At 70.0% G+C, this 25,806-nt stretch carries 29 protein-coding genes, 1 pseudogene and 1 riboswitch; of the genes and pseudogenes, 15 read left to right on the forward strand and 15 right to left on the reverse strand.

Annotation, left to right across the window (positions count from 1 at the left end):
* Positions 1 to 341 precede the first annotated feature (341 nt).
* Complete coding sequence (gene era / locus NAG42_RS33560) at positions 342 to 1,229, forward strand: GTPase Era (protein WP_250036307.1); 888 nt, start codon at positions 342 to 344, stop codon at positions 1,227 to 1,229.
* Positions 1,230 to 1,337: 108 nt separating this feature from the next.
* Positions 1,338 to 2,528 carry an acyltransferase family protein gene (locus NAG42_RS33565; RefSeq protein ID WP_250035987.1) on the forward strand — a complete coding sequence of 397 codons (1,191 nt, stop codon included), beginning with the start codon at positions 1,338 to 1,340 and terminating at the stop codon, positions 2,526 to 2,528.
* Positions 2,529 to 2,806: 278 nt separating this feature from the next.
* Here the strand turns inward: NAG42_RS33565 and NAG42_RS33570 are convergent, their stop codons facing one another.
* Together NAG42_RS33570 and NAG42_RS33575 are read right to left on the reverse strand one after the other, a co-directional pair.
* Complete coding sequence (locus NAG42_RS33570; protein ID WP_250035988.1) at positions 2,807 to 3,568, reverse strand: thioesterase family protein; 762 nt, start codon at positions 3,566 to 3,568, stop codon at positions 2,807 to 2,809.
* Positions 3,565 to 4,350: a DUF4097 family beta strand repeat-containing protein gene (locus NAG42_RS33575; RefSeq protein WP_250035989.1), complete on the reverse strand. Its 786-nt coding sequence runs from the start codon at positions 4,348 to 4,350 to the stop codon at positions 3,565 to 3,567. The genes NAG42_RS33570 and NAG42_RS33575 overlap by 4 nt, the downstream gene beginning before the upstream one ends.
* A 119-nt stretch (positions 4,351 to 4,469) precedes the next feature.
* Here NAG42_RS33575 and recO point away from each other — a divergent pair, with 119 nt between their 5' ends.
* The 3 genes from recO to NAG42_RS33590 are packed head-to-tail and all read left to right on the forward strand — an operon-like array spanning position 4,470 to position 6,485.
* Positions 4,470 to 5,246: a DNA repair protein RecO gene (recO, locus tag NAG42_RS33580; RefSeq protein ID WP_250035990.1), complete on the forward strand. Its 777-nt coding sequence runs from the start codon at positions 4,470 to 4,472 to the stop codon at positions 5,244 to 5,246.
* Positions 5,243 to 6,025: an isoprenyl transferase gene (locus NAG42_RS33585; protein ID WP_250035991.1), complete on the forward strand. Its 783-nt coding sequence runs from the start codon at positions 5,243 to 5,245 to the stop codon at positions 6,023 to 6,025. The genes recO and NAG42_RS33585 overlap by 4 nt, the downstream gene beginning before the upstream one ends.
* Positions 6,026 to 6,071: 46 nt before the next feature.
* A complete protein-coding gene (locus NAG42_RS33590) occupies positions 6,072 to 6,485 on the forward strand; it encodes a phosphoglycerate mutase family protein (protein ID WP_250035992.1) in 414 nt (137 codons plus the stop codon).
* Positions 6,486 to 6,495: 10 nt separating this feature from the next.
* Here the strand turns inward: NAG42_RS33590 and NAG42_RS33595 are convergent, their stop codons facing one another.
* On the reverse strand, positions 6,496 to 7,203 hold the full coding sequence (locus tag NAG42_RS33595) for an HAD hydrolase-like protein (protein ID WP_250035993.1): 708 nt from the start codon (positions 7,201 to 7,203) through the stop codon (positions 6,496 to 6,498).
* Entirely contained in the window at positions 7,200 to 7,502 is a 303-nt protein-coding gene (locus NAG42_RS33600) for an MTH1187 family thiamine-binding protein (RefSeq protein ID WP_250035995.1), read from the reverse strand. Before NAG42_RS33600 ends, NAG42_RS33595 begins: the two co-directional genes overlap by 4 nt.
* A 274-nt stretch (positions 7,503 to 7,776) precedes the next feature.
* On the opposite strand from NAG42_RS33600, the gene NAG42_RS33605 reads away from it, so the two are divergent.
* The gene (locus tag NAG42_RS33605) at positions 7,777 to 7,986 is read left to right on the forward strand and encodes a type II toxin-antitoxin system VapB family antitoxin (protein ID WP_250035996.1); all 210 of its coding nucleotides are present in this window, start codon (positions 7,777 to 7,779) and stop codon (positions 7,984 to 7,986) included.
* The gene (locus NAG42_RS33610; RefSeq protein ID WP_250035997.1) at positions 7,983 to 8,408 is read left to right on the forward strand and encodes a PIN domain nuclease; all 426 of its coding nucleotides are present in this window, start codon (positions 7,983 to 7,985) and stop codon (positions 8,406 to 8,408) included. The genes NAG42_RS33605 and NAG42_RS33610 overlap by 4 nt, the downstream gene beginning before the upstream one ends.
* 4 nt (positions 8,409 to 8,412) lie before the next feature.
* Here NAG42_RS33610 and NAG42_RS33615 read toward each other — a convergent pair whose 3' ends face one another.
* On the reverse strand, positions 8,413 to 9,081 hold the full coding sequence (locus NAG42_RS33615) for an NADPH-dependent F420 reductase (RefSeq protein ID WP_250035998.1): 669 nt from the start codon (positions 9,079 to 9,081) through the stop codon (positions 8,413 to 8,415).
* A gap of 125 nt (positions 9,082 to 9,206) precedes the next feature.
* Between NAG42_RS33615 and NAG42_RS33620 the strand changes: the two genes are divergently transcribed.
* Together NAG42_RS33620 and NAG42_RS33625 are read left to right on the forward strand one after the other, a co-directional pair.
* Positions 9,207 to 10,082, forward strand: a complete 876-nt coding sequence (locus NAG42_RS33620) for an aldo/keto reductase (protein ID WP_250035999.1) — start codon at positions 9,207 to 9,209, stop codon at positions 10,080 to 10,082.
* A gap of 248 nt (positions 10,083 to 10,330) precedes the next feature.
* Positions 10,331 to 11,569 carry a hypothetical protein gene (locus tag NAG42_RS33625; RefSeq protein ID WP_250036000.1) on the forward strand — a complete coding sequence of 413 codons (1,239 nt, stop codon included), beginning with the start codon at positions 10,331 to 10,333 and terminating at the stop codon, positions 11,567 to 11,569.
* Here the strand turns inward: NAG42_RS33625 and NAG42_RS33630 are convergent.
* From NAG42_RS33630 to NAG42_RS33640, 3 genes are read right to left on the reverse strand one after another with little or no spacing between them, the layout of a single operon-like run.
* A complete protein-coding gene (locus NAG42_RS33630) occupies positions 11,539 to 12,525 on the reverse strand; it encodes a 5,10-methylenetetrahydrofolate reductase (RefSeq protein WP_250036001.1) in 987 nt (328 codons plus the stop codon). The two genes, NAG42_RS33625 and NAG42_RS33630, sit on opposite strands and share 31 nt — an antisense overlap.
* 21 nt (positions 12,526 to 12,546) lie before the next feature.
* Entirely contained in the window at positions 12,547 to 13,047 is a 501-nt protein-coding gene (locus NAG42_RS33635; protein WP_250036002.1) for a hypothetical protein, read from the reverse strand.
* Positions 13,044 to 14,753: a CehA/McbA family metallohydrolase domain-containing protein gene (locus NAG42_RS33640; protein WP_250036003.1), complete on the reverse strand. Its 1,710-nt coding sequence runs from the start codon at positions 14,751 to 14,753 to the stop codon at positions 13,044 to 13,046. Before NAG42_RS33640 ends, NAG42_RS33635 begins: the two co-directional genes overlap by 4 nt.
* A 153-nt stretch (positions 14,754 to 14,906) precedes the next feature.
* On the opposite strand from NAG42_RS33640, the pseudogene NAG42_RS33645 reads away from it, so the two are divergent.
* Positions 14,907 to 15,554, forward strand: a pseudogene (locus tag NAG42_RS33645) (ABC transporter ATP-binding protein); the annotation flags it as partial.
* 56 nt (positions 15,555 to 15,610) lie between these two features.
* Positions 15,611 to 16,366, forward strand: coding sequence for an ABC transporter permease (locus NAG42_RS33650; protein ID WP_250036005.1), 756 nt, complete (start codon positions 15,611 to 15,613; stop codon positions 16,364 to 16,366).
* On the opposite strand, the gene NAG42_RS33655 is transcribed toward NAG42_RS33650, so the two are convergent.
* The 3 genes from NAG42_RS33655 to NAG42_RS33665 form a co-directional block, all read right to left on the reverse strand.
* Positions 16,367 to 17,011, reverse strand: coding sequence for a response regulator transcription factor (locus NAG42_RS33655; RefSeq protein WP_308201222.1), 645 nt, complete (start codon positions 17,009 to 17,011; stop codon positions 16,367 to 16,369).
* Positions 17,008 to 18,420, reverse strand: a complete 1,413-nt coding sequence (locus tag NAG42_RS33660; RefSeq protein ID WP_250036006.1) for a sensor histidine kinase — start codon at positions 18,418 to 18,420, stop codon at positions 17,008 to 17,010. The genes NAG42_RS33655 and NAG42_RS33660 overlap by 4 nt, the downstream gene beginning before the upstream one ends.
* 80 nt (positions 18,421 to 18,500) lie before the next feature.
* Positions 18,501 to 19,112, reverse strand: coding sequence for a TetR/AcrR family transcriptional regulator (locus tag NAG42_RS33665; protein ID WP_250036007.1), 612 nt, complete (start codon positions 19,110 to 19,112; stop codon positions 18,501 to 18,503).
* 151 nt (positions 19,113 to 19,263) lie between these two features.
* Between NAG42_RS33665 and NAG42_RS33670 the strand changes: the two genes are divergently transcribed.
* Both NAG42_RS33670 and NAG42_RS33675 read left to right on the forward strand, forming a co-directional pair.
* Positions 19,264 to 19,587 (forward strand): DUF1330 domain-containing protein, encoded by a 324-nt coding sequence (locus NAG42_RS33670; RefSeq protein WP_250036008.1) that lies wholly within the window; start codon positions 19,264 to 19,266, stop codon positions 19,585 to 19,587.
* Positions 19,588 to 19,655: 68 nt separating this feature from the next.
* The gene (locus tag NAG42_RS33675; RefSeq protein WP_250036009.1) at positions 19,656 to 20,651 is read left to right on the forward strand and encodes an alcohol dehydrogenase catalytic domain-containing protein; all 996 of its coding nucleotides are present in this window, start codon (positions 19,656 to 19,658) and stop codon (positions 20,649 to 20,651) included.
* An 18-nt stretch (positions 20,652 to 20,669) separates the two neighbouring features.
* On the opposite strand, the gene NAG42_RS33680 is transcribed toward NAG42_RS33675, so the two are convergent.
* The 3 genes from NAG42_RS33680 to NAG42_RS33690 are packed head-to-tail and all read right to left on the reverse strand — an operon-like array spanning position 20,670 to position 23,520.
* On the reverse strand, positions 20,670 to 21,470 hold the full coding sequence (locus NAG42_RS33680; protein ID WP_250036010.1) for an energy-coupling factor transporter transmembrane component T family protein: 801 nt from the start codon (positions 21,468 to 21,470) through the stop codon (positions 20,670 to 20,672).
* A complete protein-coding gene (locus tag NAG42_RS33685; protein WP_250036011.1) occupies positions 21,467 to 22,918 on the reverse strand; it encodes an ABC transporter ATP-binding protein in 1,452 nt (483 codons plus the stop codon). Before NAG42_RS33685 ends, NAG42_RS33680 begins: the two co-directional genes overlap by 4 nt.
* A gap of 17 nt (positions 22,919 to 22,935) precedes the next feature.
* The gene (locus NAG42_RS33690; protein WP_250036012.1) at positions 22,936 to 23,520 is read right to left on the reverse strand and encodes an ECF transporter S component; all 585 of its coding nucleotides are present in this window, start codon (positions 23,518 to 23,520) and stop codon (positions 22,936 to 22,938) included.
* 71 nt (positions 23,521 to 23,591) lie between these two features.
* Positions 23,592 to 23,694, reverse strand: a riboswitch (TPP riboswitch).
* A 111-nt stretch (positions 23,695 to 23,805) separates the two neighbouring features.
* On the opposite strand from NAG42_RS33690, the gene NAG42_RS33695 reads away from it, so the two are divergent.
* The gene (locus NAG42_RS33695) at positions 23,806 to 24,627 is read left to right on the forward strand and encodes an alpha/beta fold hydrolase (RefSeq protein ID WP_250036014.1); all 822 of its coding nucleotides are present in this window, start codon (positions 23,806 to 23,808) and stop codon (positions 24,625 to 24,627) included.
* Positions 24,628 to 24,658: 31 nt separating this feature from the next.
* Positions 24,659 to 25,210 (forward strand): DUF6328 family protein, encoded by a 552-nt coding sequence (locus tag NAG42_RS33700; RefSeq protein WP_250036015.1) that lies wholly within the window; start codon positions 24,659 to 24,661, stop codon positions 25,208 to 25,210.
* On the opposite strand, the gene NAG42_RS33705 is transcribed toward NAG42_RS33700, so the two are convergent.
* The gene (locus NAG42_RS33705) at positions 25,176 to 25,784 is read right to left on the reverse strand and encodes a hypothetical protein (RefSeq protein ID WP_250036016.1); all 609 of its coding nucleotides are present in this window, start codon (positions 25,782 to 25,784) and stop codon (positions 25,176 to 25,178) included. The genes NAG42_RS33700 and NAG42_RS33705 overlap by 35 nt on opposite strands.
* Positions 25,785 to 25,806 lie beyond the last annotated feature (22 nt).

The following is a 25,806-nucleotide window of genomic DNA, read 5'->3' on the forward strand; positions in this document are numbered from 1 at the left end:
CTACGCAACAAAGTGGTTCCGGCGTTTCCGGCGTAGCCCGTACATCTCAAAAGCGTGACGTCTCCGCCCAGAGTGACCAGCGGCCCGCGCGCGGCTCGGCTCAGGGCGACCAGCGGTCCAACCGCTTCTCCCCGCAGAGTGACCAGCGGCCCGCGCGCGGCTCGGCTCAGGGTGATCCTCGGCCCAAGCGGGTTTCGGCGCGGGGGGAGGAGCTGCCCAAGCGGGCCTCGGCTCAGCGGCCCAGGCGTGATGCCGCGCAGCGGCCCAAGCGTGAGCCCGTCGTCGAGAGCGCCCCGCGGCCGAGAAGGGTGCATCGGCACACCGCGGCCGGTGGCAAGGCGGTGCGGGATGACGTCTATCGGGCCGGGTTCGCGTGTTTTGTCGGACGGCCGAATGCCGGTAAGAGCACGCTGACCAACGCGATCATCGGGCAGAAGATCGCCATCACGTCGAGCAAGCCGCAGACCACCCGCCACGTCATCCGGGGCGTCGTGCACCGTGACGACGCGCAGCTCGTGCTGGTCGACACGCCGGGGCTGCACCGCCCGCGGACGCTGCTGGGCGAGCGGCTCAACGACCTCGTGCGGGAGGTGTGGAGCGAGACCGACGTGATCGGTGTCTGCTTCCCGGCCGACGAGCCGGTGGGGCGGGGCGATCGGTTCATCTCGTCCGAGCTGGCCGAGCTCAAGGCGACGGTGATCGCGGTGGTGACGAAGGTCGACCTGGTCGACCCGGCCACCCTGGCCAAGCATCTGCTCGCGGTGAGTGAGCTCCACGACTTCGCCGAGATCGTGCCGGTGAGTGCAGTGTCCGGGCATCAGGTGCAGACGCTGGTCGATGTGCTGATCAATCATCTGCCGGAGTCGCCGCAGCTCTACCCGGACGACGTGCTGACCGACGAGCCGGAGCAGGTGCTGATCGCCGAGCTGATCCGCGAGTCGGCTCTGGAGGGGGTGCGGGACGAGCTGCCGCACTCGATCGCGGTGCTCGTCGAGGAAATGATGGTCGAGGGTAACCTCACCAAGATTTACGCTGATCTTTATGTGGAGCGGGACAGCCAGAAGTCGATCGTGATCGGTTCGCGGGGCACGAGGCTCAAAGAGGTCGGCAGCAAGGCCCGTGCCGAGATCGAGCAGTTGATCGGCTCCCGGGTGTATCTCGATCTTCATGTGCGGGTGGCCAAAGAATGGCAGCGCGACCCACGTCAGCTGCGCAAACTCGGATTCTGATCATTCTTTTCCGCGATCGAGCAATATCCAGACGTCCAGATTTATCAATTATGGGATAGTTCACGCCGGTTTGCGGCAATGGTGCGGGCTTGGGTAACAACAAACCCTATGCGAAACCGGTACCTGGATCTGCTGCGCGCTGCCGCAACCGTCCGGGTGGTGGTCTATCACTCGACCGGGTGGGTGGCCCTCACCATTGTCCTGCCGGCCATGTCGGTGATGTTCGCGCTGGCCGGCTCGATGATGGCGGCGTCGCTCGACCGCTACGGCGCGGCGGCGGTCGAGCGTCGCCTGCACCGCCTGCTGCCGGCGTTGTGGGTGCTGGTCGCGGTGGCGGTCCCGATGATGTTGCTCGGCGGCCTGGCCTGGGACTGGAAAGTGCTGCTGTGGGCGTTCCCGATCGTGGACCCACCGGCCGAGGGCTTCTGGCTCAACGGCCTGGCCGCCCTGTGGTACCTCCGCGACTTCCTCTGGTTCGTGCTGCTGTCGCCCCTGCTGCTGCCGCTGTTCCGCCGTTTCCCGCTGGCCACCCTTCTCCTTCCGTACGGGACCCTGGCGCTGATCACGTTCACCGGCGTGACGCCCCACGTGGTCGTGCGCGACCTGGCCCTCTACGGCGGCGCCTGGCTCCTCGGCTTCGCCCACCACGACGGCCTGCTGGCCCGCCGCTCCTCCCGCACCCGCACGTCGGCACCGCTGCGCCGCTTGTCCACACCGTCACGCCCCACCGCGGCGACCAGCTCGCGCCTCACACCGGCGGCCGCGTGCCCGCCGTCCGGGGGTGGCAGCGGCCGTGTCCGCGGGGCTGCCCTGGCGCGTTACCGCTGGTGGATCGTGGGAGTGCTGAGTGCGGCCGGGGCGGCGTGGGCGCTGACCCATCCCGGGCCGCGCGGTTTCGACCTCAACGACATCCCGCTGGCCAACGCGCTGTGGTCAGCTGCCTTCATCCTGGTCGTGCTCAGCGTCTCGCCGCGGGTGGCGCCGAGCCGGGCCCTGACCGTGCTCAACGCCCGAGCGCTGACCATCTACCTCTGGCACGTGCCGCTGATCATCATCGTGGTCCGCTTCGCCGAGGCGACCGGCCTACCGGTGCACGGCTGGGTGGGCATCTCGTGGCGCCTGGCCGTGGTCTCGGTGCTGCTGGCCATCGTGGTGCTGCTGGTCGGCTGGGTCGAGGACATCTCGGCGGGCCGGCGCCCCACGCTCGTGCCCGGCAAGCCCCGCCGTCTCGCCCCGGTCTCCCCAGCCCCGGCCGGCGCGGCCGCCGACCTCCAGAGTGCCGGCACCCGCGGTCGCTGAACGCGGCGCGGCGGTCTTTGCGTCGCTGGTGAGCCGCCTTGCTCCCCGGCGGCTGCGTCCACGGCGCTGGGCAGGGGTCCGCGCGAAGCGCTGCTCAGCACGCGACGGACGCGCCGTCGCGTGGCGGGGAGGTAGCGCGCCCACGGGGGTCGCGGCGCCTGCGGACGTGCGTGGAGGGTGGCGTGTGGTCCGCGTGCGCGGTGGTTGCGCCGCTTGCGGACATGGGTGGAGGGTGGCGTGCGGTTCCGCGTACGGGGAAGGGGGTTGACCCTGAGTGGTCAGCGGGCGCGGACGACCAAGGGTTGGGAGACCTGACCGAGCGTGCCCTCGGGGTCGGCGAGCTCGCCGGTGGTCAGGCCCAGGCCGTCGTCGCTGAGGGCTGTGCGACAGGCCAGGTGGACCCAGTCGCCAAGTGCCGGGCGGAGCAGCGTGGTGGTCATCGTGGGTGGGATCGAGAGCCACTGTCCCATCGGCAGGACGGCGGAGATGCCGTTGGCCGAGTCGGCCACGATCAGGGCGCGGTCGATGCCGGTCAGCTCCTCGCCGTCGATCAGCGGCATCCGCACGCGGGTCCAGACGTGGGTCTCGCCGTCGGCCACGCCCAGCTCGCCCTTGGTGGTCCGCCACTCGATCGCCTCGCCGTAGCCCCAGCCGTCGTAGCCGGGGAAACCGCCGTCGCCGTGGGCCTCGGGCAACGGGTCGGCGTGGTCGGCCGGGGTGGTGACCGGCGGCTGCGGGCCGGGGGCCAGATGCCAGGCCCGGGCGGTCACCGCGACCCGGCCGTCGACGATCATGCGGGCCTCGTTGAGCGTGGTCAGCCGGCCCGGCTTGATCGTCGAGACCTCGATCTGGAAGTCGCGGCGCGGGATGGGGCCGAGGAAGTCGACCGAGATGCGGGCCAGGCGCAGCCCGTCGACCGTCAGCACCCGCCCGAGCAGCGCGGCGGGCGGGCCGCCGTGCTGCATCTCGGTGTCCCAGGGGCTCTCGGTCGACCGGGTGGGGCGGAACTGGCCGTCACCGAGCGGAAGATAAAAACTCATGCCCCCGTGACTACCGCATTTCCGCTCGCCGTGCGCAGGGTGATCTCGTTCTTGGCGGTGGGGTCGTTGGTGATTCCATGCACACCCTCGTCGCCCGAGCCGGTGCTGGTGCTGACCTTGTAGCTGCCTTGGGGCACCTGCACGTGGACGTCGCCGCTGGTGGTCTGGGCGGTCACCGAGTTGGCGGTGCTCAGCACGGCGTCGATGTCGCCCGAGGTGACCTTGAGCTTGACCGGGGCGGCGATGTCCATGGCCTCGACGTCGCCCGAGGTCATCTGCACGTCGACCGCCTTCTTCGCGTTGACCACGCGGATGTTGCCCGACGTGCCGCGCAGCTTGACCGTGCCGGCCGGGTCGATCATCATGACGTCGCCCGAGGTCAGCTTGACGTCGGTGTCGCCCACGGAGTCGAACGCGATGTCGCCCGAGTCGAGCTCGCCGGTGACCTTCACCCCGGCGGGGGCGACGATCTCGTACGACACCGAGCAGTTGTGGCCGCAGGAGGCGTCGATGACCAGCGTGCTGCCGTCGAGCCGATAGGACTCGCCCGGGTCGCTGCTGCGCCGGATGACCCGCTTGATGCTCGTCTCGGTGACCGCGGCCGTGCGGATCGCGACGTCGCCGCTGCCGCCGTCGAGCCGGATCTCGGTGATCTTCGTCTTCTCGGTGTCGTCGTAGGTCATCTTGGCCCCGAGCACCCCGGCACACCCGGTCAGGGCCGTCGCCGTCGTCGCGGCGATGAGGACGAGGACTCCGGCGCGCCGGGCGAGTGTCGTGGTCATGGTGATGACGCTATGACCGTTGCCGGTGCGGGCACCATCGGTCCTGTCACTGAGCGGCCCCCTAGATGACCCTGAGATCCGGGTCAGGGTCTGTCGTACCCACGAGGCAGAATGACGGGGTGCCAGCCGCCGGATACCGCCGCCACCTCTACCGCGACGACGCGGTGGTCCTGCGCGGGCAGAAACTGGGCGAGAGTGACCGCATCATCACGCTGCTCACCCGCCGCCACGGCCGCCTGCGCGCGGTGGCCCGCGGCGTGCGGCGCACCACCTCGCGCTTCGGGGCCCGGCTGGAGCCGTTCGGCCACATCGACCTGCAGCTCGCCGGCTCCCCTGAGGGGGTGGGCAGCTCGCTGCACTCGGTGAGCCAGGTCGAGGCGGTCGCGCTCTACGGCAAGCAGTTCCTGGGTGACTATCCGCGTTACACGGCGGCCAGCGCCATCGCCGAGACCGCCGAGCGGCTCACCCCGGTCGAGCGCGAGCCCTCACTGCGCCTGTTCCAGCTCACTCTGGGCGCGCTCAAGGCACTGTCGGTCGGCGAGCACGCCGGCGGTCTGGTGCTCGACGCCTACCTGTTGCGCGCCATGTCGGTGGCCGGCTGGGCGCCGGCGATCACCGAGTGCGCGGTCTGCGGCACCCCGGGGCAGCACGGCGCCTTCTCGGTGCCGGCCGGCGGCGCGGTCTGCCCCGACTGCCGGCCGCCCGGTTCGGCTCACCCCAGCCCGGCGACGATCGGCCTGATGAGCGCGCTGACCGTCGGCGACTGGGCGGTGGCCGACGCCACCGAGACCCCGGTGCGCCGCGAGTGCAGCGGGCTGGTCGCCGCCCACCTGCAATGGCACATGGAGCGGGCGTTGCGCTCGCTCCCGCTGGTCGATCGACGGGAGAACCCATGACGCCGCGTCCACCCATCCCGCATATCTCCGGTGCCACCCCGCCCGATCTGCCCAAGGCGGCGCTGCCGAAGCACGTGGCGCTGGTGATGGACGGGAACGGCCGCTGGGCCAAGGAGCGCGGCCTGTCCCGCACCAAGGGCCACGAGCAGGGCGAGCACTCGCTGTTCGACACCATCGAGGGCGCCATCGAGCTGGGCATTCCCTACCTCTCGGCGTACGCGTTCTCGACCGAGAACTGGAAGCGCTCGCCCGAGGAGGTGCGTTTCCTCATGGGCTTCAACCGGGACGTCATCCGGCGCCGGCGCGACCAGCTGGTCGATCTCGGTGTCCGCGTGGTGTGGTCGGGCCGCCGCGGCCGGCTGTGGAAGAGCGTGATCTCCGAGCTCGAGACGGCCGAGGAGATGTCGCGCAAGAACAAGACGCTCACCCTGCAGTTCTGCGTCAACTACGGCGGCCAGGCCGAGATCGCCGACGCGACCGCCGCGATCGCCCGTGACGTCGCGGCCGGCCGGCTCGACCCGTCGAAGATCAACGAGAAGACGATCGCGAAATACCTCTACCACCCCGAGATTCCCGAGGTCGACCTCTTCCTGCGCCCCTCGGGCGAGCAGCGTACGTCGAACTTCCTCCTGTGGCAGTCGGCCTACGCCGAGCTGGTCTTCCTCGACACGCTCTGGCCGGACTTCGACCGCCGCCACCTCTGGTATGCGTGCGAGCTCTACGCCAGCCGCGACCGCCGCTTCGGCGGGGCCGTGCCGAATCCGGTAAGCCCGACATGACCGATCGCCCCGCGTTCGCCGGCGGTGATCTCACGGGCGACAACGGGTGAGCCGGCTCTGGATCGCCCGGCACGCCGAGGCGCGGCCGGACGAGAGGGAGCTGTCCGCGACCGGGCGGCGTCAGGCCGCGCTGCTGGGCGAGCGGCTGGCCGGCGCCGGCATCACGCGGATCAGCCACAGTCCGCTGGCCCGCGCGGCCGAGACCGCCTCGATCGTGGCCGCGGCCCTGCCCGGCGTGCCGGTCGAGGTGGCCGACGAGCTGACCGACTCCGATCCCACCGACGACCCGGCGGCGGCCGCGCGCTTCGCCGACCCGTCGGCCGACGAGTTGTGCATCACCCACAGCTTCCAGGTCGCCTGGTTTCTGCGGGCCGTCCTGGAGGCGCCCGCGGCCCGCTGGGCGGGCCTCAACTCGTGCAACATCGGCCTGACCGTGCTGCGCTGGCCGCGCCTGCTTTGACCGCGCCCGCCTACCGGGCCAGACTCTCGTCGAGCGGCCAGACATCGGCCAGCAGGACGGCGACGGTGGCGTCCACATCGGAGAGGTCGGGGAGCACGGCGTGGGCGCCGGCCAGGGCCAGGTCGGCCATCTTCGTGCGGCCGGTTGCCACGCCCACGGCATAGGCGCCGTTGGCCAGGGCCGCGGTCACGTCGTGGGCGGTGTCGCCGATGACCACGGGCTGGAAGCGTTCGCCGTACTTGGCCTCGGCCCTCTCCAGGCTGCGCCGGACCAGGGTGGCGCGCACGCTGTCGTCAGTGCCGTAACCGCCCACCTCGGCATCGAACGAACCGCTCAGCTCGAAGGCGGCCACCTTCACGGCGGCGACCTCGGGCACGTTCCCGGTCACCAGCGTCTGCACCACATCGGGGTCGTCGCCCAGGCGGGCCAGGACTTCGCGTACGCCGGGCATCAACGCACCCTGCTCGATGAACAGATGCTTGATGCGCTCGATCTCGGCCACATAGCGCACGAAGAACCGCTCGGGCGTGCAGTCGGTGACCCCGTGTGTCGCGAAGACCTCGGCACAGACGTCCATGTCGGTGCGCCCGCCGAACGACGGCGACGCCCGCCAGGCCACCCCGGTGAGCTCGGTGAAGGCGGCTTTCCAGGCCATCGTGGTCACTCCGCCACCGCGCAGCAGGGTGTAGTCGATGTCCCACATGACCAGGCGTCTCATTCGCGCAGTGCCCGTTCGATGTGCTCCACCTTGGCGTCCAGCGCGCCGGTCACACCGGGCCGCACGTCCGCCTTGAGGGAGACGCTGACCCGCGGCGCGTGAGCAGCCACCGCATCGACGGCCTGTTTGACGACGGCCATCACCTCGTCCCATTCGCCCTCGATCGTGGTGAACATGGCGTCGGTGCGGTTGGGCAGCCCGGACGCACGCACCACGCGCACCGCCTCGGCCACGAGATCACCGACGGAGTCACCGACGCCCAGCGGCGTCACAGAGAAAGCAACCAGCACGCCCCACATACTCGCAGCTCGGACCTGAATTTCGGCAGGTACCGACCAACGATGTCGGCAATGCCACCGCCGCTCTGAGAGCGCTCTCACCCGGTGTTGGCGCTGCTGGCGAGTAGTTCAGTCGGGGCGTTAGACGAAGCGAACCAGATCGCGCTCTCCGCGAGGTTTTCATCTGTACCTATGTTGCGTCCTTGCGACGCACGTGACTAGTCTAGTCATATGCCACCTGGGCATTAAGCATCTAGGCGTTACGATGAGAGGAGGTGGCCGGATGGAGGCGTTGATGAGCGAGATCCAGATCGAGATCGACGATGCGGTGTTGGCTGACGCCGCCCGGATGTTCGGCACCAAGACGCACGAGGAGACGATCAACTCCGCGGTGCAGGACGTGGCCCAGCGAGTGCGTCGCCGTGAAGCGTTCGAGCGGCTTGGCAAGATGGGGAAAGCGGGCGATTTCGATCTCTTGCTCGACAAGAGGAACTATCGCAAATGAGCCAAAGCGAATACCTCATCGACACCAGTGCCTACGTGCGCCTGATGCGAGACGATGATCTCACCGTGCAGTGGGCGGCCAAGTCCGAAGCCGGACAACTCGGTGTCTGTGCCGTGACCGAACTGGAAATCCTTTACACCGCAAGATCGTCGGAGCATCGCCGGGTGCTGGTGACTGACTTGCGTGAGGCCTACCGATGGGTGGTCATGGCCGACCGCGTTTTCGAGCGGGCGAAAACTGTCCAGCATGAGCTGGGATCTCAGGGCCGGCTCCGTGCGGCGGGCCCGGTGGATCTGTTGGTAGCGGCGACCGCGGAGGAGCACGGAATGACCGTGCTCCATTACGACTCCGGGTTCCAGTGTGTCTCGGAAATCACCGGGCAGCGCGTGCAGTGGCTCGCGGAGCCCGGCTCCATCTCCTGACTGGTCAGCGCTTGGCTTCGGCCAGGGACTGGCGGATCTGGTCGGCACTCGCCGGGGTGCCGGCCTCCACACCGTAGGTGCCGTAGGGCGGGCCGTAGACCGGCGTGCCCGGCTCCTGGCGCCAGCTGTCGGCCAGCGTTCCCGCATCGACCGCGTCGTAGCCGATCGTGTCGAGGAACTCGGTGGCGGTCTGCTTGGCGGCCGCGTCGTCACCCGCGATGGGCAGGGCCGTGCGATCCGCCGAGCCCGCCGGGCGGGGCAGCGACGCCAGGTGACCCGAGTAGATGTTGTTGAACACCTTGACCACCCGCGCCGAGCCCAGCGCCTCCTGCTCGAGCTGGGCGCTGGTCTTCTCGCCCTTGTCGAGCACCTCGAAGTTCCCGTCGCGCTGCGGGTAGTAGTTGTCCGTGTCGAGCACGACCTTGCCGGCCAGCTCGGCCACCGGCAGCTGCGGGAAGTTCTTGAACGGGACGCTGACCACCACGATGTCGCCGGCCGCGGCCGCCTCGGTGGCGGTCGCCGCGCGGGCCAGCGGGCCGAGCTCGTCGCTCAGATCCTTCAGGGTCTCGGGACCGCGGGAGTTGCTCACCACCACGTCGTATCCGGCTGCGACCGCGAGCCGCGCCACCGTGCCGCCGATGTTCCCACTACCGATGATTCCGATTGTCGTCATGACGGCGACAACCTCGATCGAGTACGCATCATTCCGTGTTTAACAACCTAGCAAAGGTGTAGACAAACCGGTATCGAGCGGACGGCCGAGTGCCGCCGGGACACGATGTCATTAGCGTGGCCGCAGTGATCACCGCATCCGCCGCCGGCACCTGGAAACTGGGCGATCAGACCGTCAACCGCATGGGCTTCGGCTCGATGCGGCTCACCGCGAATCCCGACCGCGGCACCGCGCTCCGCGTCCTCCGCAAAGCCGTGGAACTGGGCGTCAACCACATCGACACCGCCGCCTTTTATGTGACGCCCGGCGGCATCATCGACAGCGGCACCGGCCCGCGCCGATATGCCACCGACCTGATCCGGGAGGCCCTTTTCCCGTACGGGAAAGATCTGCTCATCGCCACCAAGGTCGGCCCCGGTCTGTTGCCGTCGGGCGAGTGGGAGACCGCCGCCACTCCCGCCCGCCTGCGCGCCCAGGTGGAGGAGAACCTGAGCCGCCTCGGGGTGGACCGTCTCGACCTGGTCAACCTGCGACTGACCAGCCGCACCGCTCCCGTGGCAGCCCGATTCGAGGCGCTGGCCGCACTGCGCGACGAGGGCCTGATCCGCCACCTGGGCATCTCCAACGCCACCCTGGCCCAGGTCGACGAGGCTGCCGCGGTCGCCCCGGTCGCCTGCGTCCAGAACAGCTTCGCCGTGGACCTGCGCCGGGACACCGACCTGGTCCGCACCCTGACCGGGCGGGGCATCGCCTTCGTCCCGTTCTTCGCCATCGCCGGCCCCGGCCGTGAGGACGGCGCCCCGGCGGCGGCCGGCCACGCCGTACGGGAAATCGCCGCGGCCCACGGCGTCACCGGCCACCAGGTCCGTCTGGCCTGGACACTCCACCAGGGCGAGAACGTCCTGGCCATCCCCGGCACCGGCGACGAGCAGCACCTGCTCGACAACATCGCCGCCGGCGCCCTGCGCCTCACCGATGAAGATCTGGCTTTGTTGATTTGACCTGCACCCGCCATGAGCCAAGAACTCGGACGACATAGCGGTCAACCGTGAAGTTCACAAGCGAAACCGCGTGGTGCTTCTTGCAGATGTTGTCGCCGGCTGACTTGTTCGAGGTGAATCAAGTCTCGGTGACATTGTCACCTTTCTATCTTTGAAGCTTCGGCGGCCACCAACTACGCTGCGTTTGAGGTTGCCCGGAGTGATCTGTTCCGCGCGGCGCGACCTCCGGACGGGCAGGGTGGCGCACAATGGCTGTTCATCAAATTCCGGATTGTGATCGCCTGAGTAGCGATCAATTGATGACCGGCGCCCGCGAACATCTGCGACCGCCTCGCGCGTGGGTGCAGGCGGTGACCCTGTCCTATTATATTGTTCCGTCCGGAGTGGCCGCTCTCATCAGCTGGCTGGTGTGGTGGCCAGGAATGCTGGTGGCAGCCGCCGCCCTCGGCGTCGGGCTCTGGAAGGACCAGCCGAGCACGTCACGGTATTTTGAGAGAGGCTACGAGGCGAAGGAACTCGGCGATCGGCGTAGGCGAGTCGAGCGTTGTCGGAGCCACGCCACCGAGCCTACGCAGGCCAACGGGATTCGATCCGGCATGTGGGTCTGTGACAAGAATGAATATGATGCTACGGAAAAGGCTTACAAGCGTAAGCATCCGAAATCCGTAGCGAGACCCCTGGCGGATTACCGGCTGGTCATCGCTCGCCTGCAAGTTGGCGGCAACACCCGTCGAGTCGCCTTCGCTGACGGCGGCATCAAGGACTGGGATCCGCGTAGCAGGGTCTATTCCGTTCGGTTCGCTGTTCCGGTCGTGAGTGCGGACAGCGACCCCGATGAGTCTGCGGCCTTGAAGGTTCTCGTGGATGCCTTGGTTGCCGACCAGGATGGAACTCTGCTGACGAACGTGGCCGAGTCGTTCGGACCAATGCGTCGTCCGGTGATGCTTCGTGCGTTACGCGCTTGTCTGATGTGGGGGCTTGTCGACGTCAAGGGAAAGACATCGGTCGTCGATATCCTGCGAACCGCACCCGACGGATCCTTGCCTGAGACGTCGATGCTACGGCTGACGGATGCTGGTCGCGTTTGGCAACTTTGTAGCGACGAGAACAGGCGAGGCCGCGAGAGGAAGGCGAGCATGAGCGGGAAGTACGGGCCGAAGTCCAACTTCTACAAAGGCTCCAGTAACAACGTCAACTACGTGGAAGGCGATCTCATCGGCCAGACGACGAATTTTGCGCCTCGTCCGGCCGATGACGATGTCCTCAAGGCGCTGGATCGCCTCCTTCAGGCAGAGGATCTTCCCTGGGACGATCCGGAGCTGAAGCCTCTGCGGCAACTTATCGCGAAGGCCGTCGAGAGACGTGATACCCGTCAATCAGGCCTGCGTGAAGCGGTCGGTCAACTGTTGAAGCGCTGCGGCGGTGCCATCGCTCTCGGCGTTGCCGGCAACAGTGTTTACGACGTCCTCAAGGCCTTTGTCTCCTGAGCGTTGACGAAGACGTCGGCATCGGGCGGCGTGCGGATCAAGGCGGCGATCTCGCGGGCCAGTTCGGTCGAGGCCTCGATCTCGGCCTTGCGGATGGAGACGCTCTCGATGTTGAAGCCGTAGGGCTGGCCGAGGCGCTCGCAGAAGGCCTTCAGGTCGCGGGCCATGGCCAGGCACTCGCGGCGGGAATCGGCCAGCGGGTCGTCGGACTGGCGGAGCTCGGTGGCCAGCCAGGCGGGGACCTGGACGCCCAGCCAGGCGAGGAACTCGAGCGTCTTGGGGGAGCCGCACAGCGACAGGGTGAAGATCAGGGGACGGGGGCGGATGCCGGCCTCCTGGCAGGCGTAGAAGTAGTCGGAGGCCAGGTTCTTGCTCTCGTTCAGGTCGTAGACCACCTGCGAGATGAAGAAGCCGCAGCCGCGCTCCTGTTTGGTCAGCATGCGCAGGTGCTCGTCGCCGTGGCGGGCGTGGCGCTCGCCGATCACCACCGCGCCCAGTGGGAGTGACGGGCGGATGTCGTGGTGCAGTTGCTGGGCCCGCCGCAGGCTGGTCCGCACCGGCTTGCCGCCGGAGGAGGCGCCGACGAAGACGCCCAGCGTCGTCGACTCGTCGGCCGAGGTCAGCCAGCCGCTCAGTTCCGGTTCGGTGTACTTGCCGACGCAGCGGTAGATAATCGTCGGCTTGTCCCAGTCGCCCAGGTGGTCGGCGTGGAACGCGGCCGGGTCGAGGGTCGGCAGGTAGGGGAACGGGCGCTGGTCGGCGTTGCGGTCCGACTCGTCGTCGATGTCGTAGAGGATCAGGCCGTCGAGATCCAGGCCGGACAGCCGGCGCACGGTGATCTCGGCTATCTCCTTGACCCGCTCCGGAGCGGTGTTGCGGCGGGGCGGGGTGATGCTGAAGAGCATCACCCCGCTTGTCGCTTCGGCCAGCGTGGACTGCAGCGAGTTACGAGACACGGTCCCAGCGTAGAGAACGAGCTAGGCGTGGTCGGCGCAGCAGGGGGTGGGATCCCGCGTTTCGAACGGCACCAGCGTGCCGCCCACGGCCGGCATCGTCACCAGGACGAGGTCGCCACCCCGATACTGCGGGCGGACGAAGTCGCGGGTGTCCAGCTTGAGCGCGGCGTCGGCCACCCCCGAGCCGAGCACCTCGACCCGGTCGATCGCGGTGGTGGCCAGCACCTCGGCCACGGTCAGCGTGCCGGTCAGTTCGGACGACCCGGGAAAGACGACCGCGCGGCCGAACCGGCCGGCCGCCGCCTCGTCGGCCGCCGCCCGCAGCTCGGCCGGCGTCCCGTCGAACGAGGAGCCGACCAGGCTGATCGCCACGTGCGGGAACGGCGACTTCACCAGGTGGGTGCAGGCCAGCGACGGAGCCGGCTCCAGCGAGAGGATCCAGTGGTCGGCGGCGCCGACCTCCCGATGCCCCAGCGAGACGCCGAGGCTCGGGAGGACGGCAACCGAGCGGTACAGGGTCACTTGGGCAGAACCCAGATCGGGTTGGTGTAGAACCACAGGTCGCCCCACGGGTCGGCGTCGCCGACGACGTCCAGCCGGGGGCCGTACGCGTCGACCGAGGCGCCCATCAGGCCGGGCTGGGTGCGCTTGCCGTCGGTGCCTCGCACGCGCACGTAGAACGGCTTGTCGAGACGCCCGAGCGAGTAGGTGATCGACACCTTGCCCGAGGCCTGGGAGATCTCGAACGACTTGACCACCTTGGTGTCCGGGGCGGTGAAGGCGTCCTTGTCGGCGACCGGGCCGGTGACCGTGCCGACGATGACGTCGACCCGCTTGAGGACCGGGATGAACTGCGCCCAGTTCGGCACGTCCTGCAGGTCGATGTCGAGCGTGAGTTCGGTGGTGGTGCCGCGCTTGACGTGCACGACGCCGCCGAGCGGGGTGCCGGACGAGCCGCGGCGGTCGCCGGCCACCCGGACGCGAGCGTCCAGGCCCTTGATCAGGCGGCCGTGGTCGACCCAGACCCGGCCGGCGCGCAGGCCGTCCATGACCTGCTTGTAGCCCCACGAGGAGGCGCCGACCGCGGTCCGGCCGTAGAAGCCGGGCCAGAAGTCGCCTGCCGTGGTCAGCGTCTTGCCGGTGTAGACCGGGTCGTTGTACTTGCCGTTGACCTCGAAGTTGCTGTCCGGGCCCCGGTCCGACTGGTCCAGGTAGTTGACGTGCGAGTCCGAGTTGACCGTGATCCACCAGGCTTTGCCCTCGGCCAGCAGGCTGTCCCAGAGGCCGCCGACGGTGGCGGTCATCCAGTCGAAGCCGCCCCAGGTGCGGTAGCTCTCCAGCGGGTAGCCCGCGAACGAGGCGGCCGACGGGTTGTTGTCGTAGTAGCCACGGGCGCCGCCGCGCCCGTTCGGGGCGGGGATGCCGGCGGCCTGGTGGCCGGGCGCACCCTCGAAGCCGACGGCGACGGTCGGGTCGGCGTCCCGCCAGTTGCGGATCTCGTGCGGCGAGTCGATGCCGCGGCGGGCCGGGTGGTTGGCGAAGAACAACGCGCCGTCCACTTTGCGCGCCTTGACCTGCGAGGCGAGGAACTTGATGCCGGCGATCGCGGCGGCCTCGTTCTGCTCGGTGGTGTTGGTCGCGGGAAGCGCCGAGCCGTCGTAGTTCTGCTCGAACTTCTTGAGGACCTCGACCTCGTTCCGGCTCGGCGTCACGAAGACCGTCGCGTGCTCGGCGCCCGGGATGTTCCACTCCAGACCCTGGAACGTGAGCAGCTCGCGCAGCTCGTCGCGGGTGGCGCGGATGTCCGGGTTGACCTTGTCGACGCCGATCTTGGCGTGGGTGACGCTGCCGTGGTCGGTGATGACGACCCAGTCGAGGCCGAACGCGTGGCCGTGCCGGGCCTGGTCGATCACCCGGTACTGGGCGTCCGAGCTGTACTGGGTGTGGATGTGGTGGTCACCGGAGAGCCACTTGAAGCCGCCCTTCTCGGTGCCGCCGCCCGCCGGGCCGTGGCTGTGCGGCAGGCCCGCCGCCTGAGCGGCGGACGGGGTGGCCAGCACGGAAGCGGCCGCGCCGGCGCCGAGCAGGCCGGCGCCGCGCAGGAAGCCGCGCCGGGACACATCGGACGGCGACAGCTCGCTGTCCGGGATGCTCAGGTCCATCGCCGGAGCGAGATCGGTGCCCTGGTGCACGTCGTCGTGGTGGTGATGGTCGTGGCCGTGACCCATATCAATGATCTCCCACTGATTGATGCATTCGTCGGCCCACATTCGCGGCGACAGATCAACGCATCGTGTCCTGAGCATGACTTTCGTCAGTACGGGCGACTGCCGTTCGGGTCGGGTGGCGACGGCACCTGCGGTTCTACCGTCCGGCACATGTTGATAACCCTGGAGCAACTCACCAAGAGGTTCGGCGCCACGCTCGCGGTCGACCGGCTCGATCTGGAAGTGCGGCCGGGCCGGGTCACCGGGTTTCTCGGGCCCAACGGCGCCGGCAAGTCGACCACCCTGCGCATGATCCTGGGTCTGGACCGGCCCACCTCGGGGCGGGCGCTCCTCGATGGGCGGCCCTACTCCGCGTACGAGTGGCCGTTGCGCAAGGTCGGGGCGTTGCTCGAGGCCAAGGCGGCGCACCCGGGCCGTACGGGTCGCGACCACCTGCGGGCGATGGCCCGCAGCAACGGGATCGCGCCCGGGCGGGTCGACGAGGTCCTGGAGATGGCCGGCCTGGGTGGGGCGGCGCGCAAGCGGTCGGGAACCTATTCGCTGGGCATGGGGCAACGGCTCGGGATCGCCGGGGCGCTGCTGGGTGACCCGCCGGTGCTGATCCTCGACGAACCGGTGAACGGCCTCGACCCGGACGGCGTGCGCTGGATCCGCGGGCTCACCCGCGACCTGGCCGCCGAGGGGCGCACCGTGCTGGTCTCGAGTCACCTGCTCAGCGAGATGCAGGTGACCGCCGACCATCTGATCGTGATCGGCCACGGGCGGTTGCTGGCCGACGCGCCCCTCGACCGGATCCTGGCCGGGCACGCCTCGCTGGAGGACGCCTACTACACGCTGACCGACGGGAGTGCGCTGCGATGACCGTGCTGCGAGCGGCGATCGGCGCCGAGTGGATCAAGCTCTGGACGATTCGTACGGTGTGGTGGTCCCTGGTCGCCGCGCTCGTGCTCATGGCCGCGGGCGCCGGGCAGTACGCGCTCTATGCCGAGAACGGCGACCTCGACCCGGGCCTGTTCCGCGACGGCCTCGTGCCCGCCGGAAGCATCGCGGTGCTCGCCCTGAGCTTCGCGCAGCTGGCCTTCGTGGCGCTGGCCATGCTGGCCATGACCGGCGAGTATTCCACCGGCACCAGCCGCGCGACGCTGACCTGGATCCCGTCGCGGTTCCGGCTGCTGCTGGCCAAGAGCGCGGTCGTCGCGGCCGTCATATTCGTGGGCGGCACCGTCGCCGGGGTGGTCGGCGGGGTGGTCGCGTTCCCAGTGCTGGGTGATCTCGGCGACGCCGGCGGCATCGTCCCGACCGCGCTGAAGATCGGCGCGTATCTGGCCCTGCTGGGCGTGGTCGCGGTCGGACTGGGCGCGGCGCTGCGCGGCCCGGTGCTCACCCTGGTCGTGTTGCTCATGCTGGTCGTGGTGGTGCCACCGCTGCTGCAGGTGCCGGACATCGCCGTGCTCACCGCGATCGCCGACGGGCTGCCCGGCGTGGCCGGGAACCACTTCCTGCTGGGCGACACCGACCCGTACGCCCCGGGTCTCGGCCTGGTGATCGTGGCGGCCTGGGCGGTGGCGGCGTTCGCGGTGGGCTACCGCGAGCTCAACCGGCGCGACGCTTGATCAGAGCAGCCCGGCCTCGTAGGCGACGATCGCCGCCTGCACCCGATTGCGCACGCCGAGCCGGCTCAACAGACTGCTGACGTACGCCTTCACGGTGCCCTCGACGAGGAAGAGCCGCCGCCCGATCTCCGCATTGGACAGTCCCTCACCGACCAGGGCCAGCACCTCGCGCTCCCGATCGGTGAGGGTGTCCACTCTCGACCGGGCGGCCGCGCCCGCGCCGAGGCGGGCCCCGGCCAGCTCGGTGATGACCCGGTGGGCCACCCGCGGCGACAGGTAGGCCGCGCCCGCCGCGACGGCCCGGATCGCCGCGGTCAGCTCGCGCGGGTCGCTCGACTTGAGCAGGAAGCCCGCCGCGCCGGCCGCGATGGCCCGCACGATGTATTCGTCCTCGCCGAACGTGGTCAGCACGAGCACCCCGGTCTCCGGTGCGAGCCGGCGGATCTCCGCCGCGGCGGCCAGCCCGTCGCGGCGCGGCATCCGGATGTCGAGCAGCACGACCGCGGGCCGGTGCCGCCGCACCAGGTCGACGACCTCGATCCCGTCCGCGGCCTCACCGATCACCTCGATGCCGGGGTCGTTGTCGAGGATCGCCCGGATGCCGGCCCGGATCATCGCCTCGTCATCGGCGATCAGCACCTTCACTTCAGTCGTTCCTTGCTCGTGAGCCGGCCGCCGGAGAAGCACAACCGGTAGGCGGCGTCGGCCATCGGGAAGTTGCCGTCGGTGTAGAGCTCGCAGCCCCGCGGTTTGTCGCCGGGCGCCTGCCGGGGCGGGAGGACCTCGGCCAGCTCGGCCCGGGGGGCGCCCTCTTCGAGGGTGTCGAACGTGGCTTCGTCGAGCACCGAGCCGGCCACCGCGAACGGGTAGTAGCCGACCGCGGTGACCGTGGCCAGCACGAGCGGGGTGACGATGGCCGCGGCCAGGCTGCGGCGCGTCCGGCGGCGGGCGTCGTGCAGCTCGGTGGTCACCGGCGTCGGCTCCGGCGGCACCTCGTCGTCGATCACGGCGGCGGTGCGGAAACCCCCGTCGGGGGTGCGCCCGGCGGTCAGGGTCCCGCCCGCCAGCCGTACGCGTTCCCGCAACCCGATCAGGCCGAGCCCCGTCGCCGGGCCGCTCGCCGGCCGATCGCCCGGGTCGTTGACTACCTCGACCGACGAGCCGGTGAGGGTGATCCGCACGGCGGCGCCCGGCGCGTGCCGGCTCGCGTTGGTGAGGGCCTCGCGCACGACCGGCCAGGCGACCGCCGGTGGTTCGCCGGCACACTCGAGCGTGATCGTCATCCCGGCGTCGCGGGAGCGGGCCACCAGCGTCTCGACCGACTCGCCGGCCGGCTCGAGCGGGGCGTGGTCGTCCTCGTCGCGCAGCACACCGATGATGTCGCGAAGCTGGTCGGTGGCGGTGGCAGCCGACTCGCGGATCCGCCCGGCGGCCGCGCTCTGCTTCGCCGGCAGACCGGGCGTGGTCTCCAAGGCGCCGGCGTTGAGCGCGATCAGGCTCAGCTCGTGGCCGAGCGAGTCGTGCATCTCCTGGGCGATGCGGGCGCGCTCCCGCAGCCGGACCTCCCGCACCACCATGCGGCGCTCGTATTCGAGGCGGGCGGCCCGCTCCCATCCGGCCGACACGAGCCGCGCGTGCTGGGCCCGATAGCGCCCGGCCAGCCACGGAAAGACGCCGAGCAGCAGCAGCGCCATGACCAGGAAGAACCACTGGGCCAGACTGGTGTCGAGCACGGCGAAGTTGAGCGCACTGCCGCCGGCCGCGATGGCCAGGAAGGCCAGAGCCACCGTACGGATCCGCTCGGTCCGCAGCCCGACCAGGTAACTCATCACCGGCAGCGCGAACACGAAGTTCCCGTCGGCCAGCGTGCCCAGCAGCACGACCAGCCAGCCCCCGATCGGCCACCGCCGGACGGTGACCACCAGGACCGCCGCCGTCGCGAGAGCCGCCAGGACACCGGCCGGGTCGGCGCTCATCACCTGATTGGCCAGCACCGGCGCGATCAGCACCAGCCCGAGCAGCCCGTCGGCCACCCACTCCCGCCGTCCCCGCATCCGGCCAGGCTATCGACGGCCACGCACCCACCACTACTGCCGAAAGTCATACGCCGCAGACGCACGCCTCCGTCCGTGTTCTACCTTCGTCGGAGCCGTTTGCGGTTGGCTGTCAGGATCTCATCGGCCAGCGCCGGGTCGGCTTCGGCGACGGCGCGGGAGACGATCAGCGCGCCGACCATCTGGGAGAACATCGCCAGCGCCTGTTCGCGGGCTTCGGCCGCGGTCGGTTCGGTGCCGGCTTGCCGTGCGCGGTCGAGCACCATCTCGGTGATGCTGCTGAGGTATCCCTCGAGCCCGCGTCGATACTCGGCCTGAGCCGGGGCGCCGTGCCGTCCGGCGTCGACGGCCAGGGCGGCCGAGGGGCAGCCGGTCTCCGGGTGATCGCGGTGGGCGGCTGTCACGTATCGGTCGACCATGTCCTGCAGGGCCGCCTGGGCGGAGCGGGGATGTGCTTCGCGGATCTCGGCGAGGGCGGCCAGTGAGTCGGTGAAGCCCTGCCGGTAGACCTCGAGCTCGAGGTCCTCCTTCGAGGAGAAGTGGTTGTAGAACCCTCCGTTGGTCATGCCGGCGGTCTTCATCAGCTCCTGGATGCCGATGCCGTCGACGCCGTGCGATCTGAAGCCTTCGCTCGCGGCCCGGACGATCTTTTCGCGGTTGAGCTTCTTCTGCTCCTGGGTGATGCGTGGCACCTCGGCCACCTCCTCGACCGGACGGCACCCGTTGCGGGTGGCCTCTCGCCCGTTGTGATGTTACTCGACATCAAAGAGCTTGACATTCAATGATGCTGACCGACATCATAATTTTGATGTTGCACGACATCAAAACTTGAGGAGAACACCCATGTCCGACGTCACCACCGGCCGCACGCCGGCGTACAGCATCACCGAAGTTCTCGAGGTCCTCGACCCGCAGGGCGCCCAGCGTTACGCCGAGTTGACCCCGGTCACGGTCGGCGAATTCGGCGGCCGCTTCGTCGTCTGGGGAGCCTCGCCCACGGTCGCCGAGGGAGAGGCCGGGGTTGCGGTCGCGGTCGTCGAATGGCCCGACATGGAGACCCTTCAGGCCTGGTACGACTCCCCGGAGTACGCCCCGGCCCGCGAGATCGCCGCGACCGCCATGCGCCGCCGGCTGATCTTTGTGCCCGGTGTCTCCCCGGCGGCCTGACTCGTATCCCGGAGACACCAAGTCATCGACCACGAGGGCCGTGGACATGGCCCTCGAAGGAGCGTCACATGAAAGCCCTTGCTTACCACCAGGCGCACTCGCTCGACGCGTTCGCCATCGAGCTCATCGACACCGCCGAACCTGGGCTGCGCGACGCGGATCTGCTCGTCGGGGTCCGTGCCGTGGGCATCAATCCGGGTGAAGCGTTGATCCGGCGGACCCGCAGCGCGGAACCGGGCCGGCGCATCATTCTGGGGTGGGAGTTCGCGGGGGTGGTGGAAGCCGTGGGACCGGACGCGACGGGCTTCGCCGTCGGCGATCGGGTGATGGGCACCGGAGATATGAGACGAGACGGCGCCTGGGCGCAGCGACTCGCGGTCGACCATCGGGTGGTGGCGAGGATTCCGGACCAGCTGTCGTTCTCCGACGCGGCGTCCCTGCCCATCGGCGGCCTCACCGCCTGGGAGGCGTTGTTCCGGGATCAGGGTGGCTTGGCGCCGGGAATCGACCGGGTGCTGATCGTCGGTGGCGCCGGCGGGGTGGGGACGCTGGCGACACAACTGCTGAAGAGCAGGACCTCCGCTCTGGTGGCGAGCACGGCCTCGCGTCCCGAATCACGCGAGTGGTGCAGGCGGATGGGGGCGGATGTGGTCGTCGACCACACCGCCGAGGTGCCAGGTCAGCTGCGAGACGCCGGTGTCGGCCGGATCGACCTGGTGCTGTCCACGTCGGGGAGCGCCGGCAATCTCGGCTGGATGGCCGAGATTCTGCGACCCCTGGGCCACCTTGCCGTCATCGACCTGAGTGATCCCCTCGACCTCGGATCGCTGGCCGGTAGATCCATCTCCCTGCACACTGAGAACGTCTTCAGCCGGATCATGGCCGGTGGCGACATCGCCGGCCAGGGCGACATCCTCGCCCAGCTGGCCGGGGATGTCGTCGCGGGCCGGATTCATCCCATCGCCACCACGGTGCTCGACGGCCTGCGCGTGGACACCATGAGGGCAGCCCACGAACTGGTCGAGAGCAGACGGACGATCGGCAAGACGGTGATCAACTTCTGAGATCCTGCGGGCGGGCGGTCAGATGATCGGGCGGAACAGGCCGAGCGCGACGGTGAAGGCGAGCGTCAGGGTGGACAGGGCGGCCGCCCCCACCACCAGCGCCGTGTCGGCCGGGCGGAAGACCTGTTTCCGGGCGTAGGTGCGGGGTTGCGCGGAGTCGAAGCCCCGCGCGTCCATCGCCACCGCGAGGCGGCCTCCTCGGCGCAGGGCGCCGACCAGCAGGGCGAACGCGGTCGAGACGAAGAGCCGCAACGCCGTGATGGGGTTGCGGCCGGCGTCGATGCCGCGGGCCCGCCGGGCCAGCGTGAGCATCTGCCACTCGGCGCCGAGCAGCGGCAGCAGCCGGAAGGCGGCCAGCGCGCCGATCGCGAAGCGGGCCGGGGCTTTGGCGTTCTGCACCAGGGCGTCGGCCAGGTCGGTCGGGTCGGTGGTGGCGAAGACCAGCACACCCGGCACAGCCACCGCGAACAGGCGCAGGATCAAGCCCAGCGCCGCCGTCAGCACGCTGGTGGTCACGTCGAACGGGCCCAGTTCGAGCAGCAGCGTGCCGCTGCGGTCGGCGGCGAACAGCACCATGGTGATCAGCAGGCCGAACGCGCCGATCAGCAGCGGCCACGCCCGCCGGAGCAGCGTCGCGTAGCGCACGCCGAAGAACGGGATGGCCGCCAGCTCGATGGCCAGCGCGATCGCCGGGGTCACCGGGTCGAGGGTGGCGATCAGCGGCAGCGAGAAGACCAGTGCCGCCGCCAGCTTGGCCACCGGGTTGCGGCGGGCGAGGGGCGCCGACGGGTCGGCGATCGGTTCCAGGGCCAGCGTCACGGGCGGCCGCCGGGGCGCCGGTGGGGGAGCGGGTCGCGCAGGCGGGCGGTGCCCAGCGCGTGGGTGCGGTCGGCCAGCGCCTGCACGAAGTCGTCGTCGTGGGTGACCGCCAGGATGCCGTGGCCGTCGTCGCGCAGCGTGGCCAGCAGAGTGACCAGCTCGATCCAGGTGCGCCGGTCCTGGCCGAACGTCGGCTCGTCGAGCACCAGCAGGCGCGGCGCGGTGGCCAGCGCGGTGGCCACGCTCAGCCGTCGCGCTTCGCCGCCCGAGAGGGTGTACGGGTTGGCCGCTGCCAGATGCGCGAGGCGGAGCCGTTCGAGCAGGTCGGCGACGATCCGCTCGACCTCGGCGGCCGGCTTGCCCAGTCGTCGCGGGCCGACCGCCAGCTCGTCGGCGACCCGGGCGGTGACGAACTGGTGCTCCGGGTTCTGGAAGACCGAGCCGATCCGCCCGGTCAGCGTCGCGGCCCGCCACCGGTGCGGCGGCCGGTCGTCGCCGAAGCCGCACACCCGTCCGGCGGTCGGGGCGAGCAGGCCCCCGAGCACCAGGGCCAGCGTCGACTTCCCGGCCCCGTTGGGCCCGGTCACCGCCAGCACCTCGCCCGCGCCCACCCCGAGCGAGACCGGCGCCAGCCGCTGCTCGACGGCGACCTGTTCGGCCCGGATCAGGCCGGGGCCGGGCGTCCGGGCCGATTTCAGCGGCGGGATCGTGAAGCCGGGCACCCAGACGCCCTCGTCGGCCAGACGGTCGCCGTAGGCCGCGAACACCAACTCGGGCGCGCCGTCGGCCCGCACCCCACCGCCCGGTTCGAGCACGACCACCCGGTCGACCAGCGGCAGCGCCTCGGCCACCCGGTGCTCGACCAGGATCGTGGTCTGCTCGCGCAGGGCGGACAGGGACTCGCGGATCAGCGCCGCCCCGGCCGGGTCCAGGTTGGCCGTCGGCTCGTCGAGCAGCAGCAGGCCCGGCCGCAGCGCCAGCACCCCGGCCAGGGCCAGCCGTTGTGCCTCCCCACCGGAGAGCGCGGCGGTCGAGCGGGTGATCGGGTAGGGGAAGCCGACCCGGTCGAGCGCGTCGCTGACCCGGGGCCAGATCTGCGCCGCCGGCACGCCGCGGTTCTCCAGGCCGAAGGCCACGTCGTCACCGCTGCGGGCCATCACGAGCTGGGTCTGCGGGTCCTGGAAGACGATGCCGGCCCCCTGCCCGGGATCCCGGTGGTCGCGGGCGCGCGGGTCGGAGCCGTCGATCTCGATCGTGCCGGCCGCCTCACCCGAGTCCTCGGCCAGCAGGCCGGCCAGCGCAGCGAGCAGGGTGCTCTTGCCGGCCCCGGAGGGACCGAGCAGGAGCACCCGCTCGCCGTGCGCGATGTGCAGGTCGACGTCGCGGACGGCCCAGGCGCGCCGGCCGGCATGACGCCAGCCGAATCCGCGGAGGACGACCTCACTCATAAATGAATCGAACCAAATCAGACGAGCGCTCGCGACCGACCGGCCGGGAACCGGTCGAGCACACCCGTCTGGGCCAGCGCCCGGGTCAGCAGCACGCTGCCGAGCCCGGCGATGACCAGCGCCGACAGACCGGTGATGACGATGTACGGCAGGCGCATCGTGGCCCACGACGTGCCGCCGTACCAGACGAACGCGTCGTAGACCGCGGCCACCACACCGGCCGTCGCGCCGGCCGCCAGGGCCACCGGCAGGCGGTAGACCTTGTAGGCGAACGCCGCGAAGATCAGCTCGGCGCCGAGCGCCTCCAGCGGGCCCTGGACGACGATGGTCCAGCCCCAGCTCACGCCGATCGCCACCGAGACCAGCGAGGCGAGCGAGAGGGTGTAGAAGGCGGCACCGGGCTTGCGCACGATGAGCGCGCCGAGCACGGCCGGCACCAGCCAGACGCCGTAGAGCACGGCCCGGCCGGGCAGCGGGATGGCGTCGGCCGGCCCGTTCCAGAGCAGACCCCAGGCCCAGAAGATCACACCGAACGCCACGGCGATGATCGAGGCGATCACGATGTCTATCGTGCGCCAGCGGTTGCTTCCTTCGTACGTCAAAACGAACCTCCCAGTTGGGTACCGGGAGGAGACGCACGCCGCGACCGGGCGTGGGCCCGGGCACGGCGCGGCTGGAGAAAAGACCGAACTTCCTGCGCTGGCATTACCCAGATCAGGTGCGAGGGTCTGCGGTCGCCCGCACTCTCAGCGCTGTGCGCTCCCCTGTCGGATCGAGGTCTCTTCGCGACCGGCGGTGATCTCCACCGTTGCGAAGAAGCCTCGCTGCTGTGTTTCGATGAAAGTAACACCGGGAGCATCAGTGGGACAGCGAGGGAGTGATCACATATGGAGATCAAGGCGCGCGGGCTGACCTTCGACGTGTACGAGGGTGGGCCCGCCGACGGTGATCCCGTGCTGCTCCTGCACGGTTTCCCGCAGGACCACCGCGAGTTCGATCTGCTGGCGCCCAAGTTGCACGCCGCCGGCCTCAAGACGTACGCCCTGGACCAGCGCGGCACCTCGCCCGGCGCCCGCCCGTCCGAGGTGGCGGCCTACCGCCTCAGCGAGCCCACGGCCGACGCGGTGGCCGTGCTCGACGCGCTCGGCCTGCAGAGCGCGCACGTGATCGGCCACGACTGGGGTGCGATCGTCGGCTGGTGGCTCGCCTCCGGCCACCCCGACCGGGTTCGCACGCTGACCGCCGTCTCGTTGCCGCACCCCAAGGCGCTGGGTCTGGCCCTGCGCACCCGCGCGGCTCAGCGCGCCCGGATGTCGTACTTCAAGGTCTTCCAGTCCCCGGTGGCCGAGCGTTTCCTGCTCGCGCGGGACGGCGCCGTGCTGCGCGGCATGTTCAAGCCGATCGGCGAGCGGGGCGACAAGTACGTCGAGGCGATGCGCGACGAGCCGGGCCGGCTGACCGGCGGCCTGAACTGGTACCGCGCGGCGACCGGCAGCTCCCCGGACGGTCCGGGCATCATCCGCGTCCCCACCACGTACGTCTGGAGTGACCGCGACGGCGTGGTCACCCTGACCGCCGCCCTGCGTACCCGGGACTGGGTCGAGGCGGATTATCAGATGGTCGCGATGCGCGGCGTCAGCCACTGGGTGCCCGAGCAGGCCGCCACCGCGCTGGCCGAGGCGGCCATCTCTCGTATAGGCCTAGTTTGATTTCTGTTGAAGCAGGGGAAACGGCAGCGTCATGGTGGCAGACAAGGGGCGCGTCCGGCACGAGACCGAGAAACAGCGCTGGGACCGTAACTTCGCCGATCTCCTCCAGGAGCTGCGCGTCGCGCAGACCGGCATCCAGATCCTGTTCGCGTTCCTGCTGACGCTGCCCTTCAGCAACCGGTTCACGGAGGTCACCCAGTTCCAGAAGGACGTCTACGTGGTGGCGTTGCTCGCCGCGGCCGGCGCCACCGCGATGATCATCGCGCCGGTCGCGTTCCACCGGGCGCTGTTCCGTCAGGGCCGCAAGCCCGAATTGGTGCGGTACGCCCACGCGATGGCCACCGGCGGCCTGTTCTTCCTGCTCGTCTCGATGGTCAGCGCCGTCCTGCTGGTCACCGACTTCATCCTGGACCGGCCGATCGCCTTCGTCTTCACCGGCATCACCGCCGCCTTCTTCCTGACCTTCTGGGCGGCTGTCCCGTTCTTCCGGCGCAACTGGATCGACGAGGACGAGGTGCAGGAGGACGAGGAGGTCAGCCACACCGAGGTCAAGGCCGGCGAGCCCGCAGACCGAGTTTCCTGAGCTCGAGCTCGGCCAGCGCGTCGACCGCCGCCGCGTCGCCGTTGCGCCAGCTCTGGGCGATGTCCGGGCCCAGCTTGGCCAGGTTGTTCAACGGCTGACTGGCCAGAGCCCGCAGGGCCAGCAGGTCGCGGCCCGCGGGCTCGTCGCGGACGGCGGCGGCGACCGCGGCCCGGCGCATCCACCGCAACCGCAGCGGAAGCCAGCCGAAGAGCACCAGTGCGAGCGGAACGGCCACCGCGATCAGGGCGACGACCAGCGCCATCGTGTCGACGACGTCCTGCTGCTGACGGCCGGCCTCGGCCAGTGACCGGGCCGCCGACGCCGCCCCCTCGAACGGCTTGACCAGCTCGTCGCCGACCAGCGGCACCCCGCCGACCTTGCTGCCGGCGTCGCTCAGGTTGTCGGCGATGCCGCCGCCCGCGCTCTCCAGCTTGGCGCCGGGGACGCCCAGCTTCTCGACCATGTCGTTGACCCAGAGGCCGGCGCGGATCCAGGCGTAGACCCAGAGGACCACGATGATGTCGGTCAGGAGCTGACGTACGGCGGTGGGGATGCGGTCGGCATAGAGCTTCACGCCGCACAGCGTCCCACGTGGA

It is taken from the genome of Paractinoplanes maris (genome assembly GCF_023544465.1).
GTDB lineage: Bacteria > Actinomycetota > Actinomycetes > Mycobacteriales > Micromonosporaceae > Actinoplanes > Actinoplanes maris.

What these genes read in the sequence shown, in the direction of transcription:
- NAG42_RS33640 (WP_250036003.1), bottom strand. Translation starts at nt 14,753, where the DNA reads ATGGGTCACGGCCACGACCATCACCACCACGACGACGTGCACCAGGGC.
- NAG42_RS33650 (WP_250036005.1), top strand. Translation starts at nt 15,611, where the DNA reads ATGACCGTGCTGCGAGCGGCGATCGGCGCCGAGTGGATCAAGCTCTGG.
- NAG42_RS33570 (WP_250035988.1), bottom strand. Translation starts at nt 3,568, where the DNA reads ATGAGTTTTTATCTTCCGCTCGGTGACGGCCAGTTCCGCCCCACCCGG.
- NAG42_RS33565 (WP_250035987.1), top strand. Translation starts at nt 1,338, where the DNA reads ATGCGAAACCGGTACCTGGATCTGCTGCGCGCTGCCGCAACCGTCCGG.
- NAG42_RS33660 (WP_250036006.1), bottom strand. Translation starts at nt 18,420, where the DNA reads ATGCGGGGACGGCGGGAGTGGGTGGCCGACGGGCTGCTCGGGCTGGTG.
- NAG42_RS33585 (WP_250035991.1), top strand. Translation starts at nt 5,243, where the DNA reads ATGACGCCGCGTCCACCCATCCCGCATATCTCCGGTGCCACCCCGCCC.
- NAG42_RS33695 (WP_250036014.1), top strand. Translation starts at nt 23,806, where the DNA reads ATGGAGATCAAGGCGCGCGGGCTGACCTTCGACGTGTACGAGGGTGGG.
- NAG42_RS33685 (WP_250036011.1), bottom strand. Translation starts at nt 22,918, where the DNA reads ATGAGTGAGGTCGTCCTCCGCGGATTCGGCTGGCGTCATGCCGGCCGG.
- NAG42_RS33600 (WP_250035995.1), bottom strand. Translation starts at nt 7,502, where the DNA reads ATGTGGGGCGTGCTGGTTGCTTTCTCTGTGACGCCGCTGGGCGTCGGT.
- NAG42_RS33615 (WP_250035998.1), bottom strand. Translation starts at nt 9,081, where the DNA reads ATGACGACAATCGGAATCATCGGTAGTGGGAACATCGGCGGCACGGTG.
- NAG42_RS33595 (WP_250035993.1), bottom strand. Translation starts at nt 7,203, where the DNA reads ATGAGACGCCTGGTCATGTGGGACATCGACTACACCCTGCTGCGCGGT.
- NAG42_RS33625 (WP_250036000.1), top strand. Translation starts at nt 10,331, where the DNA reads ATGGCTGTTCATCAAATTCCGGATTGTGATCGCCTGAGTAGCGATCAA.
- NAG42_RS33670 (WP_250036008.1), top strand. Translation starts at nt 19,264, where the DNA reads ATGTCCGACGTCACCACCGGCCGCACGCCGGCGTACAGCATCACCGAA.
- NAG42_RS33700 (WP_250036015.1), top strand. Translation starts at nt 24,659, where the DNA reads ATGGTGGCAGACAAGGGGCGCGTCCGGCACGAGACCGAGAAACAGCGC.
- NAG42_RS33575 (WP_250035989.1), bottom strand. Translation starts at nt 4,350, where the DNA reads ATGACCACGACACTCGCCCGGCGCGCCGGAGTCCTCGTCCTCATCGCC.
- NAG42_RS33675 (WP_250036009.1), top strand. Translation starts at nt 19,656, where the DNA reads ATGAAAGCCCTTGCTTACCACCAGGCGCACTCGCTCGACGCGTTCGCC.
- NAG42_RS33610 (WP_250035997.1), top strand. Translation starts at nt 7,983, where the DNA reads ATGAGCCAAAGCGAATACCTCATCGACACCAGTGCCTACGTGCGCCTG.
- NAG42_RS33605 (WP_250035996.1), top strand. Translation starts at nt 7,777, where the DNA reads ATGAGCGAGATCCAGATCGAGATCGACGATGCGGTGTTGGCTGACGCC.